This is a genomic window from Pedobacter cryoconitis, from assembly GCF_014200595.1.
GTDB classification, from domain to species: domain Bacteria; phylum Bacteroidota; class Bacteroidia; order Sphingobacteriales; family Sphingobacteriaceae; genus Pedobacter; species Pedobacter cryoconitis_C.
Genome location: NZ_JACHCG010000001.1, coordinates 2344150 through 2363377 on the forward strand (window position 1 = coordinate 2344150; position 19228 = coordinate 2363377).

Sequence of the window (19228 nt, forward strand, 5' to 3'; positions counted from 1 at the left end):
AGACAGCTGTGATATTAACAATAGAAACAAAGGCGATATGATCCTAGCTGCATAAGCTTGGGGGTGGATCAAGAATTTCGAAATGCGATTGAGGAAGAGAAAAACTAATTTCGGAATATATATTCTTTTTGAGAATGCATACAGCGGGACTAAATTCAATCCTATGTCTTGAAAACAAACTGTCTTGCAAGCCTTTTTTAGAACGATTTGCCTCTTGTCTTTTTTCTTTCTCTTCCGCTTGTTTTAACTTTTTAGCCAAATAACATTTACCATTGCAATGCATTTCAGGCTTATCCTTATTTTCACAAATTGTAGTAGCAATATATTTCTGGTTCATTTCATACCCAGCATAAACAAAAACCCTTGAAAAGTTTGAGCTTGCCAATGCAATTAATAAAACTATAGCAATAAGCCGGTTGATCATTTAAACGCAAAGATAAACATATCTATTAGATCCGTAAAGCTATGAGAAGAACATTTTCAAGACAAAATACCTATAGAATAATAAATCGTTGACTTCTATAATATCATAAGGAAGCCGCAGAAGAAAAACTATCCTGCGGCTTCCCTTAGAGACCATGTAATCGGTAAAAATTTATCTCAGATCACTTATTTTTCTACATACCTGAACGTATGCTCCATATAATCTATACTCGTATCTCCAGTTTCTTTCATTTTAACAATATGGCCATTATCATCCTTTGTATAAATGAATCTATAAGACGTTGAAGTTAAAGGTGTATTGATCTCAGAAACCTGGTTCTTAGAAACTCTACCATAATACCCTCCATTATATAAAACGGCCATAGCAAAAGGAACGTTGATTGGCGTTGGGGTGCGGTGAAGTGAGTTAATGTGATAAATTGGAACAGTAACAGCAAGTGGAAGATGTTGAGACACTGCATCTGTGTATACAAAATTGGTGGTACCATTATCGCCTTTCAATTTATCATTGAAACTCATCAGATTACCATTGCTGTAGGTGAATTCAACTTTTTTACCATCCTCTACAATAGCAGAAAGAAAGCCATCACTATTATACTCAAATCCTTGAATAACATAATCCTTCATTGCTATATCCCAAGGCATGAGTGCTTTTCGAACTAAAGATTTTATTCTGCCTTTTTCATCTAAAGTGAAATAGTCTGTCACTGTATTCGGTGCCGGATTGCTATACTTTACAGTGATCTTATCTGAATAATATTCAAAAGAGATAACCCCCGTTCCTAAAGGTCCTAATACGATTCTGCCTTCTTTGTCATAAGTTATCTTAGATTCTGCCGCATTACTGCGTCTATCTCCTTTAAACCAATTACTAGTCACACCCGCAACTTCATATACAGGTTGTTTTGGATCCTCAGTTTGTTTATCGTCTTTTTTACAGGAAAGTGTAAATAATGTGGCAAATAAGAATAAAGAAAATTTAGAAAAATAAGACATTGTGAGAATTGTTTTTTTAATCATTGTGAGTTACTTAATTGAATTGATAGTGAATACTTTATTGGAGAAATTATTGGAGATAATTGACATTTTTTCGGGCAAATTAGCACCTATAGTTGGATACTCCCATGCGTCAACACCATCCAGCAATTTGACGATATCAGCTTTCAATGTGACCACATTATCTTTAGCATCAGAAACGAGCAGTACTTTAGGAAAAGTAAGTTCGACAGTTTTATAATTGCTGTTCAATCCTGTTTCAGCTTTCAGAAGTTTAGTAGTACCGTTTTCCATTGTTCCTTTAACCGAGGAAAATATATAGCTGGTATACCACATCCAGGAGGTATTTGTCATCCCGCTCATTGGAGACAATTCTCCGCCTGATAAGCTGAGGTTATTGTTTTTTACTGAATCAACACCCACATGAAACCTGATAGATTTGTAATTACCTTTTGGTACTGCATTAATGGCTATTTGTTCCCTTTTAACTGCTGGGTAGGAAAATAGCCCTTCCTGAATGGTTATGGCATCAGTTTCTTCGACCAAATAATAAGAATTTGGTACGGAGTAAGTAGTTCCATTTTCCTGAATAAATTCAACGTTACTAATCCAATACCTCACGCTATTAAACAGGAAGATTTTTCCTTCAATGGAAAATATCTTATTTAACACTAAATCCTGACTCCCGACAACGTTATCAAAAATCAAATTCACCCCTGAATCTTTAATTTGGATATCTTGTTTCTTACAAGAAAAGAGGCTTAATGTCATTGCCGAGATCGCTAATATTAATCTTTTGTTCATCTTAATTTTTATAAATTCATTAATTAGTGTAATCCTTTGATAAACTCATATTCCACTTCTTTCTCATTATCCTGGGAAATGATTTGTTTATCCTTTCTTACCATCGATAACAAAGCATATAGATCGATTACAGCTTTTAATAGAAATACAAGCAGGGCTACTAAGAAAACTAACATGTAGGGCATCATAACTTTTTATTTAATGGTTAAAATATATTTACTCAATTCTGTCAGATCGTCCTCACTTAATTTCTCTCCAAAGGCAGGCATTTGTGGAAAATCAGGCCTCTTCTTTCCAGGAGATTTGATCCAGTCTTTTAACCCAGCTTCATTGCCTTTATAAATTGTCTCCATTTCAATAATCGGAGGGCCAACTACTTTCACATCCTTTGAATGACAAGCTGAACAGTTCTGTTTAAAGATGGCTGCCCCCTTCGCAACTTCACCCAGAGATTCATCTAATTCCAATTCCTCTTCAACAGGGTTCTTTCTGGCTTCTTCAGAAGCTTTGATAAATGCTGCCGTCTTCTCAGCCATCATTTTCCTGTGTGGATTAAGTGAGTTTGCGCGATAAACGTGTCTTCCTGAACCCATAAAAACTACCGTTATAGTTAAACACACAGCTACCTTCCAGAAATTCTGATTGATATCTTCCGGCTTTCCTGTTATCGCCTTGTAGATCCAGTACATGGCAGGTATAGCAATTAATGCCCCCGAGAAAATGATCAAAAGCAAGTTCCATCCCATACCCTTAGACGGCAGTGTCAACAGTACAACAGGGCCAATTAAGAACTGTGCTGCACTTGCAGCAAGCACCAGCGAATAGGATTTCTTTTTAAGATCATATCTGGTAAGAACTTTAAACTTTTCCTCAAAGGGATAATTTTTCCTGCCGATATACCAAAAGAGGAATAAACCTGTAACAGCTAAAGATGCAAAAATAAAGTGCAGATAGCGGGGAAACACATTAGGTAGCACGAGTGCGGACATAAACCCCTTTACGGTTCCCCATTTTTCGGGGAAAAGCATCAGGTTAATATTCGTTAAAAACACTAAAGGAATAATCAAAAAGATCACACAAGCCAATGCAATGATGCTCATGTGGAGCGGTTTGTTATTTTCAAGTATCCTCCAAGTATATTTATGTAAATAGGTAAGCAAAAAAGCTACAGTTACCAGTGGTATAATTGCAATCCACATTAAACCTGTGAGTGAATTTGCTGTATAGAAGTAAATCGTGTAAAGCGCATTAATCGTGAGCAAAGGTGCAACCCCCATCACTACTGCTAAACTCTTATTCACCGTGATCGTTTTGGCTATTTCATGAGCAAGTTCGTCATACTCCTTTTCTTTTCGGCCTTTAATCTGACACCATAAAGTAAGCAATGAGCCACCCAACATCAGATTCACAAAAACGATATGCACTAAAAATGAAACAACTAAAACAACCACCAATACAGGTTCGGGAATGGGTAGTGGCAGAGGGATATCGTGAGGTAATGGAACTTTTGATTGAAGTAATAACATCGGTATTAATTTTGTTTTGGTTTAAAAGCTTCTACAGATTGGTCTGGATTTACGGCTACTCCGGTTTCTTGCGCCCCCTCCAGTACCTCGCTGGTTACCTGTAATTGTTTGATATAGGCAACCAAGGCATCAATTTCTTTTTTATTGCCAGGAAAAGGAGGCATATATTCTCTGGCATTGTGGAGGCTCTCGATATATGTTTTCATAGCGTCTGCTGGAAAAGGTTTTCCCTTGCCTCCATACATCCGGTCAAATACAAAGTTGATGGAATTAACACCTTGTGTGGTGTGGCACCTACTACAGGTTAACATGAACACATTTCTACCTGCCTCTATTTTATTTTCTGGTGTGATTACCGGTGTGCTGGTATAAGTTGCCCATTTCAGGACGCCATCTTTCTTATACAGGGGGTAATCTTCTTCCCTCAATAGGTTAGAATACATATAGGTGCTAATGATATAGGGCTTCCGGATAAATTCCCTTACCCGTTCAAAAAGGCCCATAAAGGCGAGCGAAAAGATCAACGTAATTCCCAGAAATGGCGCACCAAGCTTTTTAGGCTTCCATATACCAATCACTGCAGCAACAAGGATAATAGCAGATGCGCCTAAAATGACTTTCCACATGATGTCATACCAATCCTGAAAAGACTGAGTACCCACAGCTACAGACATATTGGCCAGATTAGTCTCTGGAATTACTTTAAAATAATAGATAGAGCCTGCAACCGCAAAAGGTAACCAGCACAATATCCATCTGCCAATTGCCTGAAAAGCTTTAATCCGGTTTTCATCCCCTCTTTTGGTAAATATGGAAACCAGGAAAAATCCAAAAGTTCCACCCAGAACCATCGCTAAGGGTGTTCTGTAAATCAGTTGAGGAAGATACAAAGGATTGGTAAAAGCCGTCATAAATGTCCGATCATTGTTCCAGTTTCCAGGATCCATCATAAAACCCAGAATAGAAACGATCAAGGCCATTGTAACCCAGGAGAACACACTTAAGTACCAGCCAAATTTGATGTGACGCATCTTTGCTTTTAGCGACTTATTCGCATTTTTCCAGGTTAGAAAATAAATCAAGATCAAAACTACCTCAGTAACGAAAACCGTCCACTCAGTAAACCAGGCGAAATAAAATACCCTTATTAAGCTGGCAATTGAGTTTGGACTTACCAATGAAACAGAAAACCAAATACCAACTCCGGTCATTGCACCAATAGTTGTCGTGATGATAAACGCTGTCCACATCATATTGTAAACCATCTTGTCCCATTTAGGATCGGTGATCTGATCCGGCCTGCTATTCATTACACCCTTATTCTCCAGCCAGGCCACTAGCGGCATAAAACCCACGGCCAAAGAATGGTTAATCAGCGCATGAAGTGTGGCAATCAAAGCAATCAACATCCGATTGTTGAGCCAGTCCAGATGAAACAAAGGAATATCCATATCAAAAATATTAGGCTACAAAAATCCTCTTTAAACACCTAAATCAGCAGAAATAACAAAGCAGGATGTTTATAAAAACAATCCTGCTTCGGGTGTTAAAATGGAATTTTATATCAAAAAAAGGTTTTGAAAACTACATAAACGTGCCTTTTATTTACATATTCAATCCTAACCAGTTTATCAATTATAAAACCGTTGCTCCAACATCAGAATTAGCGGTGTTACAAACTGGAGTGGCTGATCAATTGCTTTGCTCTGATGCAGTACAGACCACCCAAAGTTGTTCTTTTTGAGGATGAGGACTTTCTTCCCTTCATGAGTAAGGAGAATATACGTTCCATTTGATTTTGCATCCACATAAGCAGAAAGACATTGGTATTTGCTATGAAGTTCTACCGGGACTAAACGTTCAAAATGAGTTTCAAAAAGATATTCAAGTCTGTTTTTTAACTTGGGATTTTGATTCCCTTTCGGATGTAATTCCAATTCAGAATGCTGAAGATTGAACTTGATCATCAGGTAAGTAAAAAGTATTGCGGGCGTTGCCGCAGAGAAAGCCAGAAGACCATTTCCCATAATATAAATCTAATTTGAGATTAAAAATCTGTCTATTTTTTTTAAACACATTAATTTTGCTTCTTGCGAAACTGCTCAGGAGTTAGGCCAGTCTGTTTTTTAAAAGAAGTGACAAAATAGGATATACTTTCAAAGCCCAATTGGTTGGCAATTTCATTTACAGATGAATTGGTATAATGCAACAACCGCTGTGCTTCAATTGTGATCCGTTTTCTGATCAGGTCACCAGCAGTCTGACCGGTTTCTTCTTTGCAGATTTTGTTTAGGTAGTTAGGACTAACATGTAGGAGATCTGCATAACAAGATGGGAGTTTTTTCAACTGAAAATGCGTATCGATCAATTCTTCAAATTGATGGATTTTTTCCTTTCTCATATTATTAAGTTTAAAGAAACCCGCAGGATTATAAAGCCTGTTCAGTTCGAATAGGATAATATTCAAATAAGACCGCAGCACAGTTTTTGACTCTCTTTCCTGTAGAATAAATTCTTCATAGGATAATCTGATCAGCTGGTGCCAACGTGTTTTTTCCTGATCCTTTAGACGAATATGAGGTTGTGCCTCTCTTTGTAAAAAGGAGAACTGATACAAAATATTATTGTTATACCGTAATGAAAAAAACTGCTCGGTGAAACAAATAATGTGCCCTTTTGCCTGTCTGTTAAAATCGATACTTGAAATGCAGCCTGGTTTAATGATGATTGCTTTTGCATTGTCATGTAGGCGTATCCGCTGGTTATCTACCATTACTTCTCCCAAAGCATTATCCACAAGCAGCAAAGCATAAAAGTCTTGCCTGTGTGGGTACTCCAAAATCGGAAATGTGTCGACTAAACCAGATAGTTCACCCATCCAGAAATGCCTGATGCTATCACCAAATAAACCTATGCTACAAACAGGTAATTCTGTTGTTTGCATGATGTGTTAGATGTGTTTGTGATATGATTTAAACTTCAGAAAGTATAATTGACTGCGGAGGATGAAAGATGGAACACCAAAAATCACTTTGATGCTGTTGTGACTGTGGATAAATCGTTGGTTTTAAAACCGGGGATTTCAGAAATGAAAATTTGAAATTAACCAATTGAGCAAAAAAGAGTTGGACATCTTTCAGTTTGATATCCGGAATATTCTGTTCCTGTTTATCACTCTTTTTAAGTTGGCTGGTCAAATAGCACTGACCCTCACAAATTGGGATCAGATCAAACCTGTTGATACAGATGTTTTTTGCAATATAATCTTGCTGGATATAAAAAGAAACCATAATCCATAGCTTATTCGTGCTTTGAAATAAAAAAGCAGCAAGTAAAAATATGGATAGTAGTTTTCTCATTTAATAGCCCGTCCAGGGAACTCTTCTTTTATTAAAATTTCTAAGTCTGAAATCAGTCTTGTCGTTTCCTCAGCACTGGTTCCGTCATAGACTCCTCTAATGTGTTGATTTTTATCGATCAGCAACAAGCCCCCGCTGTGTACATATCCACCGGGTGCTTTACTATCTGCATGTGCTGTGGCAAAATAGCTATCTGCGGCAATGGAGTAAATGGCCTCTTTTTCACCGGTCACGAAATGCCATTTTAGAGGGTCGACCCCTAATGCATCACTATGCGCCCTGAGTTTTTCAACAGTATCATGCTCTGGATCAATAGTGTGTGATAAGAATAACACATCTTCATCCAAATAATATGCATCATATACCTTTTTCATCTGTATAGTCATTTTGGGACAAATTGTTGGGCAGGATAAAAAGATGAAGTCAGCAATATAAACCTTCCCTTTAAAGGTATCATTTGTTACAAGCTCATTTCGCTGATCGGTAAATGAGAAAGGCTTGATCGTCGGGTAAATGGTATCTTTTCCAATCACCTCAGGATTTCCAAGTATAGGCAGTCGGATCTCGTTCCTGGAACAACCAAAAATCAATACAATAAAGACCAATACCAATACAATTTTCAAAACAATTATTTTTTAGTTTTAAGATAAGCTTTTGGATTCTTAACAAATCTGGATTTACAAGATTTGCTGCAAAACCCATAGACCTTTTTATCTGCAACAGCCGTATCTGCCAAAAATTTAAATGCAGGCATTCCACATACCGGATCTTTTTTATCAGCCAGGTCCTTTTCTGCAATTCTAATTTTTGTGGTGTCATTAGAACATTCAGAACTCATTCCAGTTATTGCTGGTGATGGATTCACATTGGTCATTGAACACATTAGTATGATTGTTCCCAATGTACTTAATAGACTTATTAAACTTTTCATAATTCTTTAAATTAAATAATTTACTTGAACACTACTGTTATATTACCTGATCTTCTTTTTTCAATCATACTTCTCAGAGTGTTCCTCTATTTAGTATTGGCAACTTGTTTAATATTGGGTTTTCCAACCACAAGGCCAGCATTTGCATCCCATTTATCGTATTCCATTATTGCACTTACAAATAGTGCTTCCTTCATTCCTCTATATTTGGCTACAACATGTAATGCTCCATCAATACCAGCAGAAACCCCAGCTGTAGATAGCAGTTTGCCATGCTCCACAAATCTTACATTGCCTACGAATTTCGAATTAGGTGTAAGCCTTTGTAAAGTATCTATAGCCTCAGCATGTGTAGTAACAGTTTTATAATCCAATATACCTGCTTTTGACAAGAGTTGTGCACCTGTACATACGGACATCGTTAACTTAGTTTTCTTATGAACTTCTTTTATCCAATTGATTACTTCTCTATTGTTCACCACAGGATCAAGTTCTTCCAATGGGGCTCCCGGAAGTACGATGATGTCAGGTTGCGGGGCATTAGAAATTGTATAATCGGGATAAATCCGAATTACAGATTTTTCAGTTCGCATCAGTCCCAAATCTGCTGCAACTGTATACACACGAAATCCTTTGGCATTACTAAAAACTTCAGCTGGCCCTGCAAAATCGAGCAGTTCCACACCTGGGTAAACAAAAATGGCGACATTTAATACTGCACTACCCCCTTCAACATATTCAGCAGTTCTATCATGACAACCATTAGTAATTAATAGCACTAGAAGAGAGGCAATCTTCAAAAAACATCTATTCATAGCTATTCCTTTAAAAAGGTAAGGACATGTGAACCATAAGGCGATTTCCAGCATACGCTCTACCTCCTGCAAGATCCTGCGACCGCACATTTTGATAATTAGCGCCGAATGAAACCCCTTTCATCGCTACCTCTACACCACCAACAGCAGATAGAGAATATCCACCTGATACAGCTACGTCATATTTCTTACTTTCCACATCTTTAGACGCAGTTTCATAAAGTACGCCAATATTAGGAGCAACAGTTACTTTATTCGCTATCCTGAATTTATAATAGGCCAATACATTTGTGGTGAATTTGTTACCATAACGATATTCATACTTATTTTCTGTATTGATCTTATAGTTCACATTGGCATTGACGCCCATATCATTGTAACGGATATCATAAGCCGCATTTAAGGTAAAATCTGTACTAGCAGTTCCCAATTGGAAGTTGTTCGGAGATTCGCTTACAGCTAAACGTTCAGTAGGCTCATACTTTCCGGTAGGCACCTTAATTCCACCACCTATCCATAAAGATTGAACCAACAAACGTTCACCCAAAGTCCCTTTGTGGTCAAGCAATTTATAATATCCCATAAGGGCAATATCACCCAACCCTGTTTTTGTTCCATTTCCAGTCTGACTAACACGTTCATTGAAATTATAAGGTACAAAAGCCAGTACCCTAAATCTAGTTCCAAAATTCCAACCACCCCAAAGCTCCGCACTCCGGTAAATCTCCTCAGCTGTGATTGGCGTACGTTCTCCGAAAGGACCCAGATGAGTCCTTAATGTTTTATGCTGATAGCGTAAGCCAATAAAACGCTTATTGTACTCTGGTAAAATCCCCAAATAATAGCTCCCAACACCGCAACCACATATATCACATGCCCGGGTAGCTGTTATACTTATCATAACCAACACCAGCGCAGTCATTATTTTATTTTTCATATCTATTGTTCTGATAACATTTTGTTATTGATAAAATCCATATCGTTCAGGGTATTCAGAAATGCTGTAAGTTTAGCTTTTTGATCTTCATTTAATGCTATGCCAAGCTTTCCATTCTGATTCAGTAACGGGTCTAAATTAGGCGTAGCCTGAACCTCCGAATTATAATGTTCCAATACACCAGCCAGTGATAAAAACCTCCCATCGTGCATATAAGGTGCAGTATATTGCAAGTTCCTTAGTGATGGTACCTTAAACTTATATTTATCTGTTTCTATTAGCGTAGCACCATATAAGCCTTTGTCATTGATCGTACTGATTCCTAAACCATTGTTACGGAAAGATCCGTCGGTGAATAAAGGCTCGGAATGACAAGAGGCACACTTTTCTTTAAATATTACATAGCCTGCCTGCTCATTTGCCGTAAAGGTTGCGCCAGCTTCCTTACGCATCACCTTGTCGTATTTGGAATTGCTGCTCACACACATTACCATAAATTGAGACAAGGCTTTCATGAAACGTGCCGTTGTTACTTCTTCTGTTCCAAAAGCACCTTTAAACATGGCTGTGTACTTAGGCAATGCACGGATTTTGTTCAATACATTATCAAGATTTTCATCCATTTCTTCATGGGTAGTGATAGGTGTGATCGGTTGAAGATCAAGATCAAAAACGCCACCACCCCACATAAATGCCTTGCTCCATGCGAGGTTCATAATTGGCGGTGAGTTACGTGTTCCTAATCGGTCATCGATACCGTGGCTCACATCATGTCCGTGCTGCGTAAATGCAGAAGACTGGATGTGGCAAGAGCCACAGGTAATGGTATTGTTTCGTGAAAGTCTGGGTTCGTAAAACAACGCCCTACCTAGTTCAAACCCTTCTTTTGTAACTGGATTATTGGCAAAATTATACACAGGCTCCGGAAAATTCGCCGGTTTTTGAAATCCCAGAAACTTTTCTATCTCTTCTTTGATCGGATTGTCTTTCTTACAGGCCAATATAAAAAGGCCAAAAAGACACAGTACGATCCAATGTTTCTTCTTCATGGTATTTAATTTTCAGTATGGTCATGTCTGAACATTTCAAGAAAATTCACTGCAATTTTAGCAGTAAAATCGTCAAACATCACATTTGGATGTTCAGCAATTCTAAAACTATTCTTACCATTAAAAACCTTCATTATATCAACAAAAAGATGGATGTTACTCTGACGGTCTTTCCTTACTTTAGCTATTCCTGCTGTCCTTAAATCTACATTAATCAACTTAATGTTATTGAGTGTCGGTGCACTGTAACCGCCGAAAAAGCCAATATGGTATTTCATCTGTTTCTTGCCCGTAGGATCACCATTTGCGTCATCTGATACTACATTCGAGTTCCCTTCGAACTTAAAGAAGATGTAACCGCTGTTCCAACCCCAATACATCCCACCGCCATCGTGACCACCACCAGCTGCAGGATCGAGTACCCCTGTACGTTTGTCTATTGGCATAGTACTACGCAAACTATCTACACCTAATGTGAAGGTTAAATTGGTATAATCTCCTTCAGGCACATTGACCTTCGCAAACCGGGTGCCCTTGTCATCACCTTTAATCAGGAAATAACTACTGTCTGGATTTACGGTGAAGATGTTTCCAGCCGCAGTGGTGACCTTAATATTACTGATGAAATACTGAACCCTTGATACCGTAAAGGCTTCACCCTCCGCATTTTTATAGGGGTTGCCTGTATTGTTAAAAGCCAATGTTCGTTCCCCCACAATATTATCAAACTCAACAGAAAGTGGTGCCAGGTTTTCTTTCTGAAAATCTGGAGTAGAATCGTCTTTTTTAGAACAGGCTGCAAATAGCAGCATGAAGCTGAAAAGCAGTATTGATTTTAAGCTTTTTCCTTTTGTAATCATCATGATTATGGATTAGGGTTATTAATTTTTTTATTAGTCGTGAATTCATAATCGGTAAGCGTACCCAGAAAAGCAATAATTGCCTCTCTTTCTGTTTGAGAAAGCGGTATGCCTGCCTGACCATGATTCTGATTAAGCAACATATCTGTAGTCGGAGAGATTTTAATCCCGGATTGATAATGATCCAGCACCTCATCAATGGTTTTAAATCTGCCATCATGCATATAAGGCGCAGTGAGCATTACATTTCTTAGTGAAGGCGTTTTGAATTTACCCATGTCGCCGGGATCAAAAGTCACCCTAAAACGACCTTGAAAAATCCCTTCATGCTCGTCGGTGAAAGCAGCATCAATGCCGTTATTATGGTAACCATCATCCGTAAACAACTCCCCGCTATGGCAAGATTTACATTTGCTGTTCACCAGGCTCATGCCAAGTAATTCAGTAGCTGAAAGACTGCCCCCTGCTTCAGCTCTTTTGAACTTGTCATATCTAGAAGTACCAGAAACCAACGTACGCTGGAACTGAGCCAATGCTTTCACCATATTTGCAGATTTAATATCCTCATTAAACGCTTTTCTAAACAGGCTTACATAACCAGGTATTTGTTTCAGTTCACTTTCCAGCTCTAGAAGGTCCTGATGCATCTCATCAGCACTAGTCAAAGGCCCAAATGCCTGAGATTCGAGGTTCTTCGAACCGCCATCCCAAAACAGTCCGGTTTTTGCCCAGGCCAGATTAAACAATGCAGGAGCATGCCTGTCTAATTTTTTGCCTGAAACGCCAATCGTACTCAATGCTACTCCATCAGTAAAAGCAAGATCCTGACGATGACAAGAGGCACAGGAAATCCTGTTGTTGCCAGAAAGCCTGACGTCATAAAAAAGCATTCTGCCCAATTCAATTCCTTCAGCAGTTAATGGGTTATCCAGATCCTGCTGAGCAGCCGGGAAGTTACCCGGCACCTCCAGCTTTATAGCATGAGGTACCGGATTAGGTTCTTCAACGGTATTATCCTTTTTACAAGATGATACAGTAGCCAGTAATAGAATAAAGACAGGAATCCACAAATCTGCGATCTTACCTGCCATTGGATTAGTTGACAGATTTTACTGAAAATACTTTTGTTGAATAGTTTGTTGCAACTGCCGCCATTATTTCTGCTTTTGAAGCGCCAACCACTGGATTGGTTACCACATCCATACCATCAATGGTTTTCGCCACATCAGCATTTAAAACAATCTTAGTATCCTTGGCAGAACTGATTTTAACGGCTTGAGGTAAATCAAGTGTTACTGTTTTGTAATTTGCGTTTAAGCCTGTTTCTACTAATAAAGTTTTAGATGAACCGTTTTCAGTTACTTTACCGCCAACAGATGAGAAAATATAACTGGTCATCCACATCCAGGAGACATTAGTCATCCCATTTAACTGAGAAAGTTCGCCTGTTTGCAGACTTAAATTGTCATTGTATTTCTGATCTACACCGATAGAAAATTTGATGGTTTTATAATCTCCCAATGGGATATTTGACAAAACCACATCTTCCCGCTTTTTAGCAGGATAGGTAAATGCTCCATCCTGAACAGGAACAGCGCTCGTTTCTTCAACCAGATAGTAAGAATTAGGCACTTTGTACTCTTCACCTTTGCTATTTACAAGGGTAACATTACTTACCCAATATCTGAATTTACTGAAATTAAGTGTCTTTGTCCCAGAAGTAAAGTCCTTATTTAATGCAAAATCCTGGGATCCGAATACCGCATCAAAGGAAACAGTTGCTTTACCGTCGGCTTCAGCCGGAACTGTATCACTGTCTTTTGAACATGATGTAAATAATAAAGTAGATAAACTTATGATAGATAATAATTTTTTCATTTTTGTTGTATAAATTTTGTGGTGCGTCCAAAAGGAGACATACTTAATAGGTAGTGATCAATACAGTCTGAATTACAGCAACTGTATTAAAGACAATAAATAAATTGAGGTAAACATCTCGCTATGATCGCTCAAAGGCATAGCATCAATACCTAAATTGTCCAAAGACAAAAAAGTAATGCATAAAGTGATGTTTTAACTAAGAAATGAGACTAAATGTAGCAGGTGGTGGATGAGGTACTTCAGAATTAACTTTTGGCAAAGCTGAAGAGATTTCAATAGGGTGATTCTTTTTTATTTGATTAGAAAAAAGAGCCATTGTAATACTTTGTTTCAAAATGAATTGATCAACAGATCCTTTCTTTTGACTATCCTGCTCTTGCTTCTTCTCTTTCTCCTCTGCTTGTTTTAACTTTTTCATCAAGTAGCATTTACCATTACAGTGTCTTTCAGGCTTATTCCTATTTTCGCAAAGTGTACTGGCAATATAACTTTGATTCAGGTCAAAACTGGCATAAATAAACAGCATGCTGAAGTTAGACAACACCAGTAAGACTAGAATAAATATGGCAACAGCGCTTTTGAACATAATTCTCCGCAAAAGTAAGGTTTTATTGTCTAATTAAAAATTTGTGGCGACATTAATAGTTTAGTTATTCAGGCTTAATGTTTAGATAAACGTGACTACAAATTCATATTATTTATTTCACATTCAACAAAGTAACGCATTTATTGATCCTCAGTATTTTATTACAAACCCTTTAATAAGTTATGGGTCTATTAAAATTATGCCTAATGTCCTGGATATACATTCGTACTCTTGTTATACAGCTTGGAATATCAGCCAGTAGCTTAGTTTCAATCAAAATAAGTTATATTTATTTAAATAACCTGCGTTCTCTTAATTAAACGCAGGTTGTGATTTTTCGAGATGTATGATTGTCCCTTATTATTTTGTTCCCAGGTAAGAAGCTGGATTTTCCTTGAAGGCATCCTTGCACATGGCTGAACAAAAACCAAAAACTTTTCCTTTGTAATTGGCCGTGTCTGCATAGCCTGCTGATAAAGACATGCCACAAACCGGGTCTTTATCATTATCGATTTTTATATTTGCCGATGTTTTTTCAGGATGTAATAATGGTGTTATAGCACTGTTGTACATCGAACGCACATTCTCCACAATATTTTTATCGGTATTTTGTTCATTGCCTCCTTTGACCGGTGGCTGCGGGTCATACTCCAGATCCAGCATCACCATTTGGGTATACTTTTCGCCTCTGATTTCATTGATCAGGCCCAGGCTCATATCAATACCGGCGGAAACACCAGCACTGGTCCAATACTTACCGCTTTTCACATAGCGCTTATTTTGAGGGATTATTCCGAATTGATCTTTCAAGATTTGCTTTCCAAACCAATGCGTTGTGGCCTGCTGATCCTTTAATAAACCGGTAGCAGCTAAGATCCAGGCACCAGTGCACACACTTGTGGTATATTTAGAGTGAAGGTCGATCGCTTTTATCCAGTTCAGCAGAACGGTATCTTTAGTAGCCATGTAAGTTTCGTTCAATCCGCCGGGAATAACTAAGATATCTAACTGCTTTACCTCAGCGATGGATGAGTCACATTGCACTTTCAGGCCATTTCCCGTAGTGATGAGTCCTTTATGCCGCCCCACAAAAAACACCTTAGCACCCATCAGTTCGCTCAATACATGATAGGGCCCCATAGCATCCAAAACGGCGTAATTATCATAAAGTAAAATGCCTACGGTCTTAATCTTCACTTTAGGCTCAGGAAAGCTTATTGGCATCTGTTGTTCATTATGCTGTTTGGTTGTTGTTCCTGGATCCTTTGTTTTGCTTTTACAAGCTGCAAGCATGAACATCATGGTTGCAGCAAAAAATAGTTTTTTCATCATTCTTGTTTTTTAGAATTTGGCAATAAGGGTTGTTCCATAAGTTCTTGGGCTTCCTAACAGGAATGAATTAAAAGAACCATAGGCTATATACTTTTTATCGGTGATATTTCGGGCCCAAAAGTTTAGTTCAAAATGTTTTGTACTTATACCCGCTTTTGCATTGAATAAACTGTAAGCAGATTGGTTCTTATTGTTGATAAAATCAAATTCGTATGAACCCAGATAGCGATATTCTCCCCGGATAAATGCAGACAGGTTATGTTTGCTGCCTGCGAAGTCATAGGTGTATTGAGTCGCCAGCATTGAACTGACCGGCGGCGTATTGATCGGTTTATTTCCTTTAAAGTTGACCACTGCACCTGCATCAGCACTGTACAATAACAGCGATGCATAGCGTGCATGGGAATAACTGGCATTCCAGTCGATCTGTAAACCTTTTACCGGCAGTGCGGTGACTTCGAGTTCCATCCCCTTGTTATGCATTTCTCCCACGTTGAGGATCAATGCATTGATGCCGTCCATTGCCGTGCTGATTTGTTGGTTATGCTGTTCCAGGTAGAAAGCGGTCAGGTTTAATTTCAGCTTATTGTCCAAAAACGTATTTTTCAAGCCGATCTCGTAATTATCCGAATGCTCGGGCTGGTAAGGAACTTGTGCGGGATTTTTAGCATTGGTATTAAGCCCCCCTGCACGGAAACCACGAGCATAACTGCCATACAATAACACGTTATCCTGTAACTTATAGCTCAGGACAAATTTTGGGGTTACTGCATTGAAATTTGCTGTGTAATACTGCTTTGGTGATGAGACTACCGGATCAGGATCCTTCTCATAATCGGTGTATTGATTCAGACTACGGGTCTCGTGGTCATAGCGGATACCCGCAGTAAAGTCCAATTTGTTTGTGATGGCATAAGTTGCTTGTCCAAAAAAGGCATAACCTTTGTTATTACCGCTGCTCAAACTGGTGCTCGTGTACGGGGCATTGGTAGCTTTAGGATCAAGTAATACGTAGTCAGACCCAAAGAAAGTGGGTGCATTCATATGAGTGTTTTGCGTAAATCCATAGGCTCCTGCCACCCATTTAAGCTGGCTCCGACTTGCCGATGGCGAGGTAAATCTAACTTCCTGCGAAAGAATATGCTGCCGCTGATCGGGTGCGGTACTTAGGGCATCTAAAGGACTAAAGTCATAATCAACTCCCTTTCCCTCGTAATAAGCATGCCAGTCAATGTAAGAAGACACTGAAGTAAAGTTAAAATGTTTGCCATAGTAATTGGCAGCTAAAGAGGTATTGAAATTTTTCCGTCGTTCCACATTTGTGTTGTTGGTGTTCACCTGGTATGGTTTAGCGAATACTTCTTCAATTGATCCCAGCCAGGGAAAGCTGCCACGGTCATTGTCATTTTCTAATTTTGCATTCAGTGCAAGTGACCAATTCGCCGATGGCAGGTAACGCAAGTTGAAATTGCCTGAGTAGTCCTCTCTCCGGTCGAAACCGCTTTTAGTAAATTCGTTGTAATAGATCGATCCTCGATGATTATAGGTAAAAGAGCCGCTGGCAAAAAGTTTATTCGCGACAATTGGGCTTGATAGACTTGCTGTATAACGCTGTTGTCCGTAGTTGCCAAACGTGGTTTCAAAATATCCACTTGGCGTATTACCTGGTTGTTTGGTGGTAATATTTACCACACCACCAAAAGCATTACGCCCATAGAGCGTTCCCTGCGGCCCTCGCAGGATCTCAATACTTTGTACATCATTAAACAAGGGCGGTGCAGAAAAGTAATCAAATTGGTAAACACCATCTACATACGTGGCTACAGCTTGTTCATTGGAAAACCCCATCACCCCGCGTATGTTGAAGAAATTAGAACTCGTGCTGTTACCATGTTCTACGGTAAACAAATTAGGTGCGATCGCGGTCAGGTTGGTGATATCCCAAAGGCGATAGTCCTTAATCTGTTTGGCATCTAACACAGTAATTGCAGCAGGAACTTTTTGAACATCCTGCTGCTTATTGTCTGCAGTCACAACTACTTCGTTCAGCTGCCGGTTAGCTGCCTGAAGTTCGATCACTAAATTGATGGGTGCCTGATTAGTTATGGTAACCTTTTTAAATTGAGTGGCAAAACCAACAGCGCTTATTGACAACAGATAATTTCCTTCCGTTAAAATGAGGCTAAATTTGCCGTTCTTATCAGAAGTAGTCACTTTAGTGCTGTTTAAAACACTGATGGTTGCTGTTTCAATAGGGCTCCCATTTGATGCGTTGACTTTCCCATTTATGGATTGCGCCTGCACGTTTGCGGTTAAAAATATTCCAAGTATTATGTATAAGAACTGCTTCATGAAATCTTATTTGTAATTGTTTTTTGTAATCTATTGCGACTTAGCTGAAAAATCTATTTTTTTACATACCGGAAAGTACTTCATATAATCCCATTTAGGAACGAGTGATATATCAATCATTCATAGGGATACACTTAAATTAATGTCCGATAGAACCTGAATTACCGAGTAATAAATAAAATTTACGTAAACATCTAGCTGTCGATGTTATAAAATAGCGTCATGATCTGAATTGTCAAAAGACAAAAAAGACGATGAGCAAATGATCTTTAATTAAGAAATGGGATTAAATGTGGAAGGCGGTGGATGAGGTATTTCTAAACTAAAATTGGGCAAATCAGAAGCGATTTCAAGAATATGGCTTTTCTTTATTTGATTAGAGAATAGAGACAGTGTAATACTTTGTTTCAAAATGTATGGATCAACAGATCCTTTCCTATGACTATCTTGCTCTTGTTTCTTTTCTTTTTCTTCCGCTTGTTTTAACTTTTTCATCAAGTAACATTTCCCATTACAATGTCTTTCGGGCTTATCCCTATTTTCGCACAGTGTACTAGCAATATATTTTTGATTCAGGTCAAAACTGGTATAAATAAACAGCCTACTGAAATTAGATAACATCAGTGAAACTAAAATAACTATGGCAATAGCACTTTTGAACATAATTCGGCACAAAATTAAGCTTTATTGTCCACTTAAAAAATTACGATCATATTATTATCACACGTTTTAAGGAAATTATCAATTATATGAGCCATTTTAGATTGCATAGTAAATTGTCTAACTACTTATGTAGGAATTTTAGAAAAACATATAACTTTTAATTAAAAGAGCTATCTTTTTATAAGAGGATGTTGATTTACCGGATTACAAAAATGAAATCGATAAAGCGCTCAGAAAGCTTATAATCCTTTCTCAATTTTACAAGAAGTTGATTTTCTAAAAAAAAGGATATTTGATTGATTCGATCTTTGAAGAAAAAAATTAACAATTATTTTCAATAAAAGCAGAGCTGGAAAATATAACTAATATAATTATTTAAGTTATCTCTCAGATTGACAGAATGCTAAGTTTTGAAAAAATTATAGTTTGAATTAAGATCAGAACTAACTCCGGCTCCGTACCCCCGGCCGTACTAAGGTCGAACCATTTTGAGCAAGTTTTGATAAGAATGGCATCTATACCATTAAAATATGCCTAATAGGGAGTAATAGATGTAGCTTCTATTCTAATTTTTCTCTTTTTACTACGAGAGTATATGGAGCATATATAAGCGCTGATTTATCATTAAAAGAAGTTTTAACTATTAAAGAAATTTCAGAAGGAAAATCCTTCTAAATACATTCAAACAATGTT

At 38.1% G+C, this 19228-nt stretch carries 21 protein-coding genes; all 21 read right to left on the reverse strand.

All coding sequences use genetic code 11. From position 1 onward, the window contains the following. Positions 1–43 precede the first annotated feature (43 nt). A complete protein-coding gene (locus tag HDE70_RS09795; protein WP_183889670.1) occupies positions 44–424 on the reverse strand; it encodes a hypothetical protein in 381 nt (126 codons plus the stop codon). 185 nt (positions 425–609) lie between these two features. After that, positions 610–1440, reverse strand: coding sequence for a DUF4595 domain-containing protein (locus tag HDE70_RS09800; RefSeq protein ID WP_183889672.1), 831 nt, complete (start codon positions 1438–1440; stop codon positions 610–612). 30 nt (positions 1441–1470) lie between these two features. Beyond that, the gene (locus tag HDE70_RS09805) at positions 1471–2244 is read right to left on the reverse strand and encodes an MbnP family protein (RefSeq protein WP_183889674.1); all 774 of its coding nucleotides are present in this window, start codon (positions 2242–2244) and stop codon (positions 1471–1473) included. A gap of 23 nt (positions 2245–2267) precedes the next feature. After that, positions 2268–2420 carry a hypothetical protein gene (locus HDE70_RS09810; RefSeq protein WP_221302028.1) on the reverse strand — a complete coding sequence of 51 codons (153 nt, stop codon included), beginning with the start codon at positions 2418–2420 and terminating at the stop codon, positions 2268–2270. 18 nt (positions 2421–2438) lie between these two features. Next, positions 2439–3770 (reverse strand): c-type cytochrome, encoded by a 1332-nt coding sequence (locus HDE70_RS09815; RefSeq protein WP_183889678.1) that lies wholly within the window; start codon positions 3768–3770, stop codon positions 2439–2441. Between the two features lie 5 nt (positions 3771–3775). Continuing rightward, positions 3776–5221, reverse strand: coding sequence for a c-type cytochrome (locus HDE70_RS09820; protein WP_183889680.1), 1446 nt, complete (start codon positions 5219–5221; stop codon positions 3776–3778). Between the two features lie 180 nt (positions 5222–5401). Beyond that, positions 5402–5797: a hypothetical protein gene (locus HDE70_RS09825; protein ID WP_183889682.1), complete on the reverse strand. Its 396-nt coding sequence runs from the start codon at positions 5795–5797 to the stop codon at positions 5402–5404. 50 nt (positions 5798–5847) lie between these two features. Continuing rightward, positions 5848–6714, reverse strand: a complete 867-nt coding sequence (locus HDE70_RS09830) for an AraC family transcriptional regulator (protein WP_183889684.1) — start codon at positions 6712–6714, stop codon at positions 5848–5850. A gap of 28 nt (positions 6715–6742) precedes the next feature. Beyond that, entirely contained in the window at positions 6743–7129 is a 387-nt protein-coding gene (locus HDE70_RS09835) for a hypothetical protein (protein ID WP_183889686.1), read from the reverse strand. Further along, entirely contained in the window at positions 7126–7752 is a 627-nt protein-coding gene (locus tag HDE70_RS09840; protein WP_183889688.1) for an SCO family protein, read from the reverse strand. The genes HDE70_RS09835 and HDE70_RS09840 overlap by 4 nt, the downstream gene beginning before the upstream one ends. Before the next feature lie 5 nt (positions 7753–7757). Further along, entirely contained in the window at positions 7758–8060 is a 303-nt protein-coding gene (locus HDE70_RS09845; RefSeq protein ID WP_183889690.1) for a hypothetical protein, read from the reverse strand. Positions 8061–8146: 86 nt separating this feature from the next. Next, entirely contained in the window at positions 8147–8875 is a 729-nt protein-coding gene (locus HDE70_RS09850; RefSeq protein WP_183889692.1) for a DJ-1/PfpI family protein, read from the reverse strand. A gap of 10 nt (positions 8876–8885) precedes the next feature. Then, the gene (locus tag HDE70_RS09855) at positions 8886–9812 is read right to left on the reverse strand and encodes a transporter (RefSeq protein WP_183889694.1); all 927 of its coding nucleotides are present in this window, start codon (positions 9810–9812) and stop codon (positions 8886–8888) included. 2 nt (positions 9813–9814) lie between these two features. Then, positions 9815–10861 (reverse strand): cytochrome-c peroxidase, encoded by a 1047-nt coding sequence (locus tag HDE70_RS09860; RefSeq protein ID WP_183889696.1) that lies wholly within the window; start codon positions 10859–10861, stop codon positions 9815–9817. Between the two features lie 5 nt (positions 10862–10866). After that, on the reverse strand, positions 10867–11724 hold the full coding sequence (locus tag HDE70_RS09865) for an MbnP family protein (RefSeq protein ID WP_260160265.1): 858 nt from the start codon (positions 11722–11724) through the stop codon (positions 10867–10869). Between the two features lie 2 nt (positions 11725–11726). Further along, a complete protein-coding gene (locus HDE70_RS09870; protein WP_183889698.1) occupies positions 11727–12812 on the reverse strand; it encodes a cytochrome-c peroxidase in 1086 nt (361 codons plus the stop codon). A gap of 4 nt (positions 12813–12816) precedes the next feature. Next, the gene (locus HDE70_RS09875; RefSeq protein WP_183889700.1) at positions 12817–13599 is read right to left on the reverse strand and encodes an MbnP family protein; all 783 of its coding nucleotides are present in this window, start codon (positions 13597–13599) and stop codon (positions 12817–12819) included. Between the two features lie 199 nt (positions 13600–13798). Next, a complete protein-coding gene (locus tag HDE70_RS09880) occupies positions 13799–14020 on the reverse strand; it encodes a hypothetical protein (RefSeq protein WP_183889702.1) in 222 nt (73 codons plus the stop codon). A 528-nt stretch (positions 14021–14548) separates the two neighbouring features. Further along, entirely contained in the window at positions 14549–15520 is a 972-nt protein-coding gene (locus HDE70_RS09885) for a DJ-1/PfpI family protein (protein ID WP_260160267.1), read from the reverse strand. 9 nt (positions 15521–15529) lie between these two features. After that, positions 15530–17872 carry a TonB-dependent receptor gene (locus HDE70_RS09890; protein ID WP_183889704.1) on the reverse strand — a complete coding sequence of 781 codons (2343 nt, stop codon included), beginning with the start codon at positions 17870–17872 and terminating at the stop codon, positions 15530–15532. A gap of 273 nt (positions 17873–18145) precedes the next feature. Further along, a complete protein-coding gene (locus tag HDE70_RS09895) occupies positions 18146–18535 on the reverse strand; it encodes a hypothetical protein (RefSeq protein WP_183889706.1) in 390 nt (129 codons plus the stop codon). Positions 18536–19228 lie beyond the last annotated feature (693 nt).

Bases quoted from the DNA above. Each gene is read 5' to 3' on its own strand.
- HDE70_RS09845 (WP_183889690.1), bottom strand. From the start codon at position 8,060: ATGAAAAGTTTAATAAGTCTATTAAGTACATTGGGAACAATCATACTA.
- HDE70_RS09880 (WP_183889702.1), bottom strand. From the start codon at position 14,020: ATGAAAAAGTTAAAACAAGCAGAGGAGAAAGAGAAGAAGCAAGAGCAG.
- HDE70_RS09850 (WP_183889692.1), bottom strand. From the start codon at position 8,875: ATGAATAGATGTTTTTTGAAGATTGCCTCTCTTCTAGTGCTATTAATT.
- HDE70_RS09870 (WP_183889698.1), bottom strand. From the start codon at position 12,812: ATGGCAGGTAAGATCGCAGATTTGTGGATTCCTGTCTTTATTCTATTA.
- HDE70_RS09895 (WP_183889706.1), bottom strand. From the start codon at position 18,535: ATGTTCAAAAGTGCTATTGCCATAGTTATTTTAGTTTCACTGATGTTA.
- HDE70_RS09810 (WP_221302028.1), bottom strand. From the start codon at position 2,420: ATGTTAGTTTTCTTAGTAGCCCTGCTTGTATTTCTATTAAAAGCTGTA.
- HDE70_RS09890 (WP_183889704.1), bottom strand. From the start codon at position 17,872: ATGAAGCAGTTCTTATACATAATACTTGGAATATTTTTAACCGCAAAC.
- HDE70_RS09815 (WP_183889678.1), bottom strand. From the start codon at position 3,770: ATGTTATTACTTCAATCAAAAGTTCCATTACCTCACGATATCCCTCTG.
- HDE70_RS09835 (WP_183889686.1), bottom strand. From the start codon at position 7,129: ATGAGAAAACTACTATCCATATTTTTACTTGCTGCTTTTTTATTTCAA.
- HDE70_RS09885 (WP_260160267.1), bottom strand. From the start codon at position 15,520: ATGATGAAAAAACTATTTTTTGCTGCAACCATGATGTTCATGCTTGCA.
- HDE70_RS09825 (WP_183889682.1), bottom strand. From the start codon at position 5,797: ATGGGAAATGGTCTTCTGGCTTTCTCTGCGGCAACGCCCGCAATACTT.
- HDE70_RS09830 (WP_183889684.1), bottom strand. From the start codon at position 6,714: ATGCAAACAACAGAATTACCTGTTTGTAGCATAGGTTTATTTGGTGAT.
- HDE70_RS09860 (WP_183889696.1), bottom strand. From the start codon at position 10,861: ATGAAGAAGAAACATTGGATCGTACTGTGTCTTTTTGGCCTTTTTATA.
- HDE70_RS09800 (WP_183889672.1), bottom strand. From the start codon at position 1,440: ATGTCTTATTTTTCTAAATTTTCTTTATTCTTATTTGCCACATTATTT.
- HDE70_RS09865 (WP_260160265.1), bottom strand. From the start codon at position 11,724: ATGATGATTACAAAAGGAAAAAGCTTAAAATCAATACTGCTTTTCAGC.
- HDE70_RS09820 (WP_183889680.1), bottom strand. From the start codon at position 5,221: ATGGATATTCCTTTGTTTCATCTGGACTGGCTCAACAATCGGATGTTG.
- HDE70_RS09805 (WP_183889674.1), bottom strand. From the start codon at position 2,244: ATGAACAAAAGATTAATATTAGCGATCTCGGCAATGACATTAAGCCTC.
- HDE70_RS09875 (WP_183889700.1), bottom strand. From the start codon at position 13,599: ATGAAAAAATTATTATCTATCATAAGTTTATCTACTTTATTATTTACA.
- HDE70_RS09855 (WP_183889694.1), bottom strand. From the start codon at position 9,812: ATGAAAAATAAAATAATGACTGCGCTGGTGTTGGTTATGATAAGTATA.
- HDE70_RS09795 (WP_183889670.1), bottom strand. From the start codon at position 424: ATGATCAACCGGCTTATTGCTATAGTTTTATTAATTGCATTGGCAAGC.